Origin of the sequence: Microcoleus sp. LEGE 07076 (assembly GCF_015207455.1) — a bacterium.
GTDB lineage: Bacteria > Cyanobacteriota > Cyanobacteriia > Cyanobacteriales > Microcoleaceae > Microcoleus.
On sequence record NZ_JADEWV010000057.1, the window covers coordinates 22,538 to 33,004 of the forward strand.

At 45.6% G+C, this 10,467-nt stretch carries 13 protein-coding genes; 5 read left to right on the plus strand and 8 right to left on the minus strand.

Annotation, left to right across the window (positions count from 1 at the left end):
* The first annotated feature begins 16 nt into the window (after nt 1-16).
* The 3 genes from IQ270_RS11970 (at nt 17) to coaBC (ending at nt 2,247) form a co-directional block, all read left to right on the plus strand.
* Nucleotides 17-643, plus strand: a complete 627-nt coding sequence (locus IQ270_RS11970) for an alpha/beta hydrolase (RefSeq protein WP_193973437.1) — start codon at nt 17-19, stop codon at nt 641-643.
* A gap of 47 nt (nt 644-690) precedes the next feature.
* A complete protein-coding gene (locus IQ270_RS11975) occupies nt 691-903 on the plus strand; it encodes a DUF2555 domain-containing protein (RefSeq protein WP_193973438.1) in 213 nt (70 codons plus the stop codon).
* A 144-nt stretch (nt 904-1,047) separates the two neighbouring features.
* On the plus strand, nt 1,048-2,247 hold the full coding sequence (gene coaBC, locus IQ270_RS11980; protein WP_193973439.1) for a bifunctional phosphopantothenoylcysteine decarboxylase/phosphopantothenate--cysteine ligase CoaBC: 1,200 nt from the start codon (nt 1,048-1,050) through the stop codon (nt 2,245-2,247).
* 16 nt (nt 2,248-2,263) lie between these two features.
* Here the strand turns inward: coaBC and IQ270_RS11985 are convergent, their stop codons facing one another.
* The gene (locus IQ270_RS11985) at nt 2,264-2,653 is read right to left on the minus strand and encodes a DNA-binding protein (protein ID WP_193973440.1); all 390 of its coding nucleotides are present in this window, start codon (nt 2,651-2,653) and stop codon (nt 2,264-2,266) included.
* Nucleotides 2,625-2,969, minus strand: a complete 345-nt coding sequence (locus IQ270_RS11990; RefSeq protein WP_193973441.1) for a type II toxin-antitoxin system RelE/ParE family toxin — start codon at nt 2,967-2,969, stop codon at nt 2,625-2,627. The genes IQ270_RS11985 and IQ270_RS11990 overlap by 29 nt, the downstream gene beginning before the upstream one ends.
* 150 nt (nt 2,970-3,119) lie before the next feature.
* On the opposite strand from IQ270_RS11990, the gene IQ270_RS11995 reads away from it, so the two are divergent.
* Entirely contained in the window at nt 3,120-3,590 is a 471-nt protein-coding gene (locus tag IQ270_RS11995) for a hypothetical protein (protein WP_193973442.1), read from the plus strand.
* Nucleotides 3,591-3,671: 81 nt separating this feature from the next.
* Here IQ270_RS11995 and IQ270_RS12000 read toward each other — a convergent pair whose 3' ends face one another.
* From IQ270_RS12000 to IQ270_RS12025, 6 genes are all read right to left on the minus strand, one after another.
* Complete coding sequence (locus IQ270_RS12000; RefSeq protein WP_193973443.1) at nt 3,672-4,007, minus strand: DNA-binding protein; 336 nt, start codon at nt 4,005-4,007, stop codon at nt 3,672-3,674.
* Nucleotides 3,979-4,323, minus strand: coding sequence for a type II toxin-antitoxin system RelE/ParE family toxin (locus IQ270_RS12005; RefSeq protein WP_193973444.1), 345 nt, complete (start codon nt 4,321-4,323; stop codon nt 3,979-3,981). Before IQ270_RS12005 ends, IQ270_RS12000 begins: the two co-directional genes overlap by 29 nt.
* 78 nt (nt 4,324-4,401) lie before the next feature.
* Entirely contained in the window at nt 4,402-5,472 is a 1,071-nt protein-coding gene (locus IQ270_RS12010; RefSeq protein WP_193973445.1) for an aromatic ring-hydroxylating dioxygenase subunit alpha, read from the minus strand.
* Nucleotides 5,472-6,164 (minus strand): bifunctional 2-polyprenyl-6-hydroxyphenol methylase/3-demethylubiquinol 3-O-methyltransferase UbiG, encoded by a 693-nt coding sequence (locus IQ270_RS12015; protein ID WP_193973446.1) that lies wholly within the window; start codon nt 6,162-6,164, stop codon nt 5,472-5,474. The genes IQ270_RS12010 and IQ270_RS12015 overlap by 1 nt, the downstream gene beginning before the upstream one ends.
* Nucleotides 6,151-6,381 carry a hypothetical protein gene (locus IQ270_RS12020; RefSeq protein ID WP_193973447.1) on the minus strand — a complete coding sequence of 77 codons (231 nt, stop codon included), beginning with the start codon at nt 6,379-6,381 and terminating at the stop codon, nt 6,151-6,153. The genes IQ270_RS12015 and IQ270_RS12020 overlap by 14 nt, the downstream gene beginning before the upstream one ends.
* Nucleotides 6,382-6,457: 76 nt before the next feature.
* Nucleotides 6,458-8,410 (minus strand): FAD-dependent oxidoreductase, encoded by a 1,953-nt coding sequence (locus IQ270_RS12025; RefSeq protein WP_193973449.1) that lies wholly within the window; start codon nt 8,408-8,410, stop codon nt 6,458-6,460.
* Between the two features lie 335 nt (nt 8,411-8,745).
* On the opposite strand from IQ270_RS12025, the gene IQ270_RS30970 reads away from it, so the two are divergent.
* Entirely contained in the window at nt 8,746-10,455 is a 1,710-nt protein-coding gene (locus IQ270_RS30970) for a N,N-dimethylformamidase beta subunit family domain-containing protein (RefSeq protein WP_339384132.1), read from the plus strand.
* Nucleotides 10,456-10,467: the final 12 nt, after the last annotated feature.

The following is a 10,467-nucleotide window of genomic DNA, read 5'->3' on the forward strand; positions in this document are numbered from 1 at the left end:
AATTACTAACAGTACCATGTCTTTACAATTTATTAGCATTCCGCCAACAACCGATCGCCAACCTGTCGCTTTGATTGTCGCTTTACACGGGTGGGGTGCTAATGCTCGGGATTTGAGTGCCTTAGCACCGGCTTTCAATTTGCCGGATTATCAGTTTGTGTTTCCCGATGCCCCGTTTCCCCATCCCCAAGTAACGGGGGGCAAAGCGTGGTATGACCTTCAAAGCAAAGATGCTGGGGGATTGGTAGAAAGCCGGCAATTGCTGAGGGAATTTTTGCTTTCTTTGGAAAGCAGCACGGGCGTGCCTTTGTCTCGGACGATTTTAGGGGGCTTTTCTCAAGGCGGAGCGATGACTCTGGATGTGGGATTGACTTTGCCCGTAGCGGGTTTAATTTGTCTGAGCGGTTATTTGCACTCGTCGATTTCGCCCGCTGCGGGGAGTGCTTTGCCGCCTGTTTTAATCGCGCACGGTACTCGAGATACTATTGTGCCTGTGAGTGCTGCTGTACGATCGCGCGACAGTTTGACGGCTTGGGGATCTCCTGTGCTGTACCGAGAATTTAACATGGGACACGAGATTCGCCCGGAAGTTGTAGATGTAATGCGAAGTTTTGTTGTAGAAACTGTGTCGAAATCTGATTAAAGGCTTAGGATATAGTATGGCGGAAGTCTAGGGCAGGGGTAAAAAACATGAAAACTTTAACCAAAGCATCGCGCGATATTGCTGTACTTACTTCTGAAGACGTGGCAGAATTGGCTGTCCGTTTGGAAGTTGACGATTATACCGATCCTTTTGAGGGATTGAATGATTGGCATTTGTTGCGATCGCTTGCTTTTCAGCGGCCGGAGCTGGTTGAACCTTATCTCCACCTTTTGGATATGGAAGCCTACGACGAAGCATAGGCTTAAAAATCTAGCTTAAAATTTTCTACAGAATTGAGGAAGAAGTTAACAGCATATTTTGTTGTGAATTGAACAGATGAGTTATGGATTTTTGTCTATTTTCATCTTAATTTCTTTCTTGATTCTTTTTTATGAAAAAATGACATGAAGGGCAGACGAATTTTAATCGGCGTTAGCGGCGGGATTGCGGCTTACAAAGTTTGCGAAGTAGTTTCAACTTTAGCAAAAGCTGGAGCTGAAGTTAAGGCGATTCTTACTGATGCTGCGGGGGAGTTTGTAACGCCTTTGACTTTTGCTACTCTTTGCCGCCATCCTGCTTTTACTGACAAAGATTTTTGGCAAGCAAGTCACGGCCGCCCGCTGCACATTCAACTGGGAGAATGGGCGGAAGTTTTTGTAATTGCTCCCCTGACAGCTAATACTTTGGCTAAGCTGGCGGGGGGTTTTGCTGATAATTTGTTGACTAATACTGTTTTAGCTTCTACTTGCCCGATTTTGCTAGCGCCGGCGATGAATACGGATATGTGGGAACAGCCGACGGTGCAGCGGAATTGGCGGGAAGTGTTGACTTATCGGCGCTATCATGCGGCGAATCCGGGGGCGGGAATGCTGGCGTGCGATCGCGCGGGTGTCGGTAGAATGGCAGAACCTAATCAGATTTTGCCTCAGATTGAGTCGCTGTTGTATGCTAAGGGCGATCGAGATTTAGCGGGTAAGCGGGTGTTAATCAGCGCGGGAGGAACCCGAGAACACCTCGATCCGGTGCGGTTTATCGGCAATCCTTCCACGGGCAAAATGGGCATAGCTTTGGCGCAAGCTGCACTGCACCGCGGCGCGACTGTGACGTTGGTACACAGCATAACTGGGGAATTGTCGCTGTCTGGTGTGCGGGCGAGATCAGTTACCAGTGCCCGAGAAATGCGGCAGGCGATGCTAGACTGCTTTGGCGATGCGGATTTGACGGTGATGGCGGCGGCGGTGGCGGATGTGATGCCGGCCGAGTACAGCAGTGAAAAATTGCCTAAGCAGGAACTCCCCAATTCTTTACCTTTGACACCGGTAGCGGATATTGTGGCAGAGTTGGGAAAATTGAAACAGCCGCATCAAAAACTCGTCGGGTTTGCAGCACAAACTGGGGATATTGTCAAGCCGGCGCTGGAGAAATTGCGATCGAAGAAATTGGATGTAATTGCCGCAAACCCGATCGACAAATTAGGTGCCGGTTTCGGCAGCAATACCAATCAAGCAATATTAATTAATGCCGCCGGCAAACAAGTAGAAATAGCACCTTGCAGTAAACTAGAAATGGCTCACAGATTGTTAGATTTTGTGCTGGAAGGGTGAGGGCGCGATTTACTTCTTAACTTGCATTAGCTGGTTCGGGCGATAATTCTGATTCCCCAATCTCCGTTGATTCCGAGTCAGCCGACAACTCAATATCTGCGACAGTAATTTCTAGTTTAAATCCTAACGCTTCGAGCAATTCTACCAAACTGTAAATTTCCGAACCTGCACTTTCGGTCAACATCTTGTCGAGTTTTTCCCATTGAAGTTGAGCTGACTGTGATAAATTGTTGAACTTTAGCCGAGAATCTACAACGTCTTTGAGTACCATTTGGAGCAATTTAGGTTCATCGCTGGCTTCTGTCAATGTCACCTCGATATAACCTGCTGCTTCTTGGGCATTTCTCAGAGATTCGATCAGAAATTCTTGGTAACTCCTACTCGTTGGTGCTTTCACGTCTTTCATAGTCTCTCCAATATTGAATAGCTTTGCCAATATCTCGCTCTTGAGTGCTCTTATCTCCACCTATTAGCAGAAGTACAATTGTTAGCCCGACTTGTCCAAAGTAAAGCCGATATCCAGGGCCAAAGTCAATTTTGAGTTCAAAAACTCCTTCTCCGACAGACTTACAATCTCCTAGATTACCAGTCATGACTCGCTTAAGCCTTAACCGAATCCTATTTTTGCCTGTGGTATCCCGGAGCGAGTTATACCAATCTTCAAAAGGATTTGTCCCATCTGCTCTCAGGTAGTTGCGAATTTCCCTGGGTTTTACTTCCATGATTTTATCCTATTTGCTCAACAATTTGTATAATAGGGCGATCGACAGTGCATTAAGTGGGCAAATCATACTTAAGACAGAGGCATTCTACCGACAAAATAGTAAACCTTGTTTGAGGAAACAAAGTTTAAATCAAACAGGGGATTGTCAATGAACTTTAAATCGATCGCAAAAACCAATCTACTACTCAGCAGCCTGATAATTAGTCTCGGATTGCAAACACTTCCAGCAGCAGCCGCAGTCACCGACGCGCAAGTTTCCGCCCTCGTAGAAGCGCTGCGACAAGCCGCGCCGCCACAAACCGCAAATGACGGAATGTACAGTCAGTGGCAAGTTTTACCGGGCAATATTTCCCGCTGGGCAAAATTCTGTACCAAACAAGATTTAACACCGCAACAATTTGAAGCCGACGCGACAAAAGCCAAATCAATTGTTACCTGTATCGTGCGCGATTTGCTGCGCGACGAATACAAAGCTAGCAGCAACAATGAAACCGCCGCTGTACGCCGCGCCGCTTGCTGGTGGATGACTGGGGAGTCCGCAGCTTGCAAAAGTGGCGCAACTGCTACTTATGCGGATAAAGTTCTCAGCGTTTACCAACAGCAGCGCGCTAAAAAGTAAGGTTTGTACTGCGGGATTTATATTTTTTTGACGGCAGATAGCGGGAGATTAACTCAGATTAACGCAGATTGGCGATCGGTTTCATTCCCCGATCTCCAATTCATCTTCTTTTAAAATAACCCTTAGCTTAAATCCTAGCGCATCCAATAACGCGATCAAAGTGTAAATTTCAGAAGCGCCACTTTCGGAAATAATTTTATCTAGTTTCTGGTGATGCATTTGAGCTTCCTTCGAGAGATTATTCCCCCGCAACCGCGCATCAATTACGTCTTGAAATTCCGCCCGCAGCAGTTGAGAATCAGGTGATTCTACTTCTAAAGCCACACTGAGGTAAGCCGCAGCTTCGGCGGGGTTTTTTAGCGATTCAATTAGTGCATTTAGCCAGCTATCACTGGTTGGCGCTGTCACGTTCTTCATATTCTGCCCAATACTCCTTAGCCTTGAGAATATCTTGATATTGAGTGCTTTTATCGCCCCCGCAGAGGAGAAGCACAATTGTTAATCCGATTTGTCCGAAATAGACGCGGTAGCCTGGGCCCCAGTCAATTCTCAGCTCAAAAACCCCTCCTCCTACTGAACGATAATCTCCCAGATTGCCAAGACTTACTCGTTTTAGCCTATTATTAATTTTAGCTCTGGTATTGCGATCGCGCAGGGAATCAATCCACTCGGCAAAAGGAACTCTGCCATCACTTATAATATAACGCCGAATTTCCCTCGGTTGTACTTCCATGATTTTGGTTAAATCTATATATTAGCCTGTGCAGGCTGGTTTGATTAGTCCCGCCACAGATGTCAATCTGCGGCTCAATCACCCATTTTCCGCCTGACTTCTGATCAACCTTTCCACACTGGCTAAAGCCCGATTTAGTTCGTAACTCTTCCTTTCCGAATTGTGCAAAAAAGCCTGCTGTTCTTCTTCAATCATCAACACATCCTGCCGCACCAAACCATCTAATAACTTTTGAGCTGCACCGAAACAACTATCTTTGATAAACTTGCGAAACCAAACAGGCAATTTGTGCAGCCGCCAAAACGCATTTAATGAGGTAAAATGAATTAAATAAGCGCGAGTTGCTGTCTCGCTTACCGGACAAACCAAGCAGTAAATCTTAAAGTCGCTTCCCAATGTTGAAACCCAGTGCGGGTAAACGTAACTCACCTCTAGCGGTTCCGGGTGCAGCTTCCGCAGAGATTTGAAAAATAACTGAGAAATTGACCAAATTTTATCTATTTTGTAATAACTTTGTGCCTGATAGCGGACGGTTACTTGATGCTCGTCTTCTGTTAAAGTATCTAATACTGGATTTGCCCAAGCTTGCAAGTCTTCGTGCAAGTGTCCGTGGTACATATCCATCAAGTTTTCAATTAAAAATGAATAGTGGGCCTGACAGTCGATGACTGAAACTGTGGCAATATAATTGAGATGTTCCCACTCTGGTAAGTCTAATAAATCTATTTTTAGGGCTTGGGTTGCATCGCCGGGAAACAGCCAGATAAAACCGTTTTGCTCTTTGATTGGATAGGAGCGAATTTTGCAGTTAGGTAGCTTTTGATTTTCTGCTAAATAATCGACTTCGGCGCATTCTCCGCTTGTATTTAACCGCCATCCGTGGTAAGCGCATTCGATTAAATCGCCTTTGATTTTACCGTGGCTGAGTTTGACTTGTCGGTGCGGGCACCTGTCTTCTAAAGCGTTGATTTTTCCTGCACTGTCGCGGAAAAGCACGATCGCCCGATTCCAGATTTTCGCAGCTACTGGCGCAGTTTGCACCTCTGTACTGCGGGCGATTGCATACCACCGATCGCAATTAATGCTCAATTCGCGGAGGTGAGTTTTTTGTTTGCTTCCAGATACTGATTTTACCCCGTTGTTTTCCATTACAGATTTTCCCAAATTACGCCCATCAAAGAACCCAATCTTACAAAATAACAGCCGGGAAAGTAGCGACCGTAAATTTTTTTAAATCTCCCTTCTGACAAATACCGATCGCTGGCTAAATGCTTCAACCAGCTTGGCGACAATCTAAATTTTAATAATCTTGAGGCATTGCGAAATCCGTATTTGGAACTGTCGGGCATAAAATCTCTGGCTGCACCTACTACGTACTTGATTGTAGCAGGTGTTTCGACTTCCGAGACATTATCTAAAAAAACGACTTTGCCGTGCGGGTTTAATATTTTTTTTAGTGATTGGAGTGTGCTAGGGAGATGTTTGAGGTGGTGAAAAGTGGAGTCACTAACTATTAAATCAAATTGGCGATCGACCGCTAAATGACTGGCATCCATTTGGATGTATTCGATCTTGGGGGATGAGCGTTTCTGACGGGCGATATCCAGCATTTTTGCTGAAAAATCTACCGCCACTACCCGATCGTAATACTTAGCTAATTCAAAAGCCAAAATTCCGGAACCGCAGCCAATATCTAATGCTGTACCTTTGGAGGACGATAGATTTTTAATAAAAAAATCGCTTTTTTGATTTTGCAAGGTAGCAGCAAAATCGTATTCAGTTGCAAAAGCATCAAACATTACAGATTTATTGCGACGAATTTTCCAGTTACTCTTCAGCATCTATTATTGCTTTATACTCATTCAATATTTTAACCGCAGATGCACCCAGATAAATGCCGATGATTTTTTCTTCCCAAGCTCTGCCTTTTGGGTTCAGCGAAACCACACCCACAAACCGTAACTCATCTGAATTGCTACTAATATTACTAACTCTCCTCAGCAAGGCGATCGCTTTTAATCCTCTAATCAAAGTGTTTGTAGTGAAAACTTTAGCCATAAAAATCTCAGGACTAAAGTTCTCACTACAAACCATTTTTAGCGGGCATAACATAAAATCCGCCCCGCTGCAAACCTTAGATTTTCAGTACGCCTTCGGGATTCACCGTCAAGAGCGATCGCCTCTGCAAACCTTCCTCGTATAAGATAGCATTAGCAGCCAACAAACCGCTGCTCACTGCCCTTTCCATTAAACCGCAAGGAAACGGCATTTTTACCCAATCTCCGGCAAACAAAAGATTGGGTACAGCGCAGCTAGTCTCCGGGCGTTCGGCATAACTACCGGGCGGATAACCGGAAAAATTCTTTTGATTTACCATTTCCCGGTGCAGCAGAGTCGCCGCTTTTAATTCCGGTACAATTTCATACAATTCTTCCTCGAAAGTAGCAAGCAAAACTTCCTGGTTGGGAAATTCCTTCTCCTTGTAACAGTAAGCGTGCAGTTCCACTACGCTACCGCCAGTTTTCTGATTCCACTCGATGAATTGAGCTTGAATTTTGTGGTAAAGCGTGATGCTGTCAGTTAGTTTGTAGCCGGAAAGCGAACTGAAGTTGCTGTGTTCCCAGGGGAATTCGCGATCGAACCAAAAACGGCCAACCGCAAACGGATCGGCTATTTTCAAGCCCTCGATTCGGCTCTGCACCTGCGGATTTACCTCACCGCTAGCTAAACTAAACAAATGCTGCATTCCCGGAACATCGGCCGCAAAAACATAGTAATCAGCCTGCAATGTTTGTGCGAATTTCTGCGGCTGTGATTTATTAACCGCTGCTGCCAACTGTACCTCACCTGCTTTTTCATCGACTAGCTTAAATCTCGGTAAATCCCGCTGAGCAGGCCCGCTCACAACTCTCCCCTCAGCATCAAAAACTGCTCCGTGACAAGGACAGTGAAATTGACCGTCGTTTTGTTTCATAACAGTGCAGCCTTGGTGAGTGCAGCTCAGAGATATTGCTTCTTTTCCTCCGGGTGCAGCGGCAAATACATTGTCCCCAGCGCCGAAATATTCCGTAGAATTGCTGTCAGTTAATAGCGCGTTTCGTTTCACCCAAAAAGGAACTTTACTTTGCACGTCTCCTGACTGATAACTCAGAGAATCAATTTTGCCATTTTCCCACTGAATATTACTAACTGCGACATCTGTTAATACTTGACCACCTTTGCTTTCAATGGCTCTGGCAATCGGCTGCACCAAACTTGTCCCCATATCTTGCCGCGTGCCGTTGAAGGCCAAACCTTCGGGATTTCCGAAAAAATAAAAGTGGAAAAACTGCATTAATTCTCCGACGCTCAATTCGTCGGGAGCGTTGAGACTGGACTTGGCAAAAGGCAAAAAATATAAGTCGTAAAGTCCGCGCGGGAATTCTCCTTTTACCCAGTCAGCAACTGATATATTGTCGAGGCGATCGAAACTTTTTTGCATTTGAAAGCCGCCAATTTCTCGAAACACTTGCCAGTGAGCGGGTTTGGTCAAGTTTATTCCCCACTTGAGCCGATTGGGAGAAGATATCGTCAGGTCAACTATATTCCAGGGGAAAGCTGAGTGGTTGGGACGGAAAACTTCTGGTTGGTATTTGCCGTCTCGAAAGACGACAGCGTAGGATTCTAAAGATACAAAGTTATCGGTAATTTCTAGTTCTTCAACAACACTTTTGAGGTTGTAGTATTGGGGAAAAAAACCGTGGAAACCGTGTTCCATCATAAAAGTTTCGTTCCCCACTTGTATCGGCCAACTAGCTATTTTGCCTCCGAGTTGGGGCGATTTTTCTAGTAGCGTCACGGCGAAGCCTCGCTGGGAAAGTTCGTAAGCACAAGCGAGCCCTGCTAAGCCTGCACCTACAACTGCAACGGTTTTGCGGTTGTTCAGCATTCGCGGCAAGTCAAGAGAATCTTGCACAAAAACGGCGGGTTCTGGCTTGGAAAATCGAGAGTAGCCCAGCAGCCCGCCGGCGGCACCGACTCCGAGGAATTTGAGGGCGGTTCTTCGAGAAATTGGTTGGGATAGCGGTGGATTCGTGGATTGACTCATCAGCGGTACGCGATAACGGGCTTTAAACACAAAAACGGCATAAGGCATATATCATAGACCGAAATCATGCTATGTGAAGAAATACGAAGAGACATCCCCCGATCGGATCGCCCTTGACACGCGCAAAAACGCATACCCTGCCATCTTCCAGATTCAATGCTGCAAGTAAATTTCTGATTCTTCAATTCTTTAATCTCAAATCGACTGACAAGCTGTTCTCAGATACAATCTATCTGAGGTATGATGTCTTCTGGGTTAATGTGAATTATTTGTGCGCCCGCTACACCTAAACCCAACCGTAAAATCGATCGCCTAAAATTCATTGACTTAAACCCGTGACAGTTAAACTATTATGGAAATTGCGTCGCCGAGAGTTTCTGAAAGCTTTCTCACTCGGCTTAGCTGCCCTCTCTTTTTATAACAGCGCAGCACATTCTCAAGATTATTCAAATTATGAAAAAACTGCGTTAGCGTTACCGAAGCAATCCGAAGGAAAGCTAGCGAAGAGGATCGCCCTCAATCCCACAGCCCGAGAAAATCAAAAACCCGGCACCGCAGACTGGGAGTTAGAAAATCCTGCTACGAAGCGAGAAATCGAAGGTTACGCCTCTGTGACTAGCGTCAATCTCGGTGGTGAAATTAAATTATTTGTCAACACTAAAGAACCTAATTATACTATAGAAATCTTCCGCACCGGATGGTATGACGGACTCGGCGGCCGCCGGATGAGTGAGCCAATTGCGTGCAAGGGAATCAGACAGCCTCCGCCGAGAGAAGATGAAGCATCTGGACTGATAGAATGCGATTGGAAATACCCGTATATTTTGCGAATTGGCGATCGCCAGAATGGCTGGACAAGCGGCATTTATTTAGCCAAACTAACTGCCAGCCGAACGTCCAAGCAAAGTTATATTATCTTTGCAGTGCGGGATGACGATCGCAAATCCGACATTTTATTTCAATCCAGCGTTACCACATTTCAAGCCTACAACAATTGGGGCTACAAATCGCTTTACCGCTGGAACAGCCGCAGCAAACAAGCTTATAAAGTTTCTTTTAACCGCCCCTACGGAATGAGTCCCAACCGCAAAGCAGCTTACGGCGTAGGTGCGGGGGAATTTCTGACCAATTTTCAGCCAAAAAGGAGAACTTCGAGTGCTGGTTGGGAATATAATATGGTGAGGTGGTTGGAAAAAGAAGGCTACGACGTTACCTATGCCACCAACATCGACACGCATTTTAATTCCAGATTGCTATTATCTCACAAAGCATTTTTGTCCGTAGGTCACGACGAATATTGGTCAAAAAATATGCGGTTAAATATAGAAGATGCTAGAAACAAAGGGGTAAGTATCGGTTTTTTTGGTTCCAATATTTGCTACTGGCAAATTCGCTTAGAACCGAGCAGAATTACTGGAGAAATTAACCGCACTGTTGTTGCTTATAAAGAAATGGCGGATTTAGACCCGCTCAACGGATTTAGAGCAGAAGTTGGCGGAGTTAATTTACCTTTAGAAATAGCAGCGGCTGGAGAATTAAATTCTGGAATTGGCAAACCGGGACGCGGCCTAATAGCTACTTCCAATCAATTGCCACCACTCTATTCCTTGGTGACAGCCCGCTGGCGAGACCGCGCTGTCGGTCGTCCCGAAGATGCTTTAATCAAAGTTATGTACGAAACATTTCAGGTTAATTCTGATATTGTAATTGATGACATTGCCCCAGATTGGCTGCTAGAAAAAACTGATTTAAAACAGGGCGACAAGTTGCCGGGACTGTTGGGTTACGAAGTCGATCGAATGTTTGGCAATGCCCCGAAAAATACAGTTCGCGTCGCCCATTCTCCGTACCCTCACGGCGGCGGCACTCGCTATGCTGACATGACGATTTATACAGCAGATTCGGGGGCGAAAGTATTCGCGACAGGTTCAATGCAGTGGGTTTGGGGATTGGACGATTTCAACGCGCCGCAGTTGCGGGATTCGGTTTTGAATACCGGGGCTCAGCAGATGACGCGAAATGTTTTGGCAAAGCTTTTAAGTTGAAGAAGTTATTAG

Excerpts from the sequence above, each read along its gene's own strand:
- coaBC (WP_193973439.1), top strand. The coding sequence starts at position 1,048 with ATGAAGGGCAGACGAATTTTAATCGGCGTTAGCGGCGGGATTGCGGCT.
- IQ270_RS11990 (WP_193973441.1), bottom strand. The coding sequence starts at position 2,969 with ATGGAAGTAAAACCCAGGGAAATTCGCAACTACCTGAGAGCAGATGGG.
- IQ270_RS12025 (WP_193973449.1), bottom strand. The coding sequence starts at position 8,410 with ATGAGTCAATCCACGAATCCACCGCTATCCCAACCAATTTCTCGAAGA.
- IQ270_RS12000 (WP_193973443.1), bottom strand. The coding sequence starts at position 4,007 with ATGAAGAACGTGACAGCGCCAACCAGTGATAGCTGGCTAAATGCACTA.
- IQ270_RS12015 (WP_193973446.1), bottom strand. The coding sequence starts at position 6,164 with ATGCTGAAGAGTAACTGGAAAATTCGTCGCAATAAATCTGTAATGTTT.
- IQ270_RS11995 (WP_193973442.1), top strand. The coding sequence starts at position 3,120 with ATGAACTTTAAATCGATCGCAAAAACCAATCTACTACTCAGCAGCCTG.
- IQ270_RS12020 (WP_193973447.1), bottom strand. The coding sequence starts at position 6,381 with ATGGCTAAAGTTTTCACTACAAACACTTTGATTAGAGGATTAAAAGCG.
- IQ270_RS12010 (WP_193973445.1), bottom strand. The coding sequence starts at position 5,472 with ATGGAAAACAACGGGGTAAAATCAGTATCTGGAAGCAAACAAAAAACT.
- IQ270_RS12005 (WP_193973444.1), bottom strand. The coding sequence starts at position 4,323 with ATGGAAGTACAACCGAGGGAAATTCGGCGTTATATTATAAGTGATGGC.
- IQ270_RS11975 (WP_193973438.1), top strand. The coding sequence starts at position 691 with ATGAAAACTTTAACCAAAGCATCGCGCGATATTGCTGTACTTACTTCT.
- IQ270_RS11985 (WP_193973440.1), bottom strand. The coding sequence starts at position 2,653 with ATGAAAGACGTGAAAGCACCAACGAGTAGGAGTTACCAAGAATTTCTG.
- IQ270_RS11970 (WP_193973437.1), top strand. The coding sequence starts at position 17 with ATGTCTTTACAATTTATTAGCATTCCGCCAACAACCGATCGCCAACCT.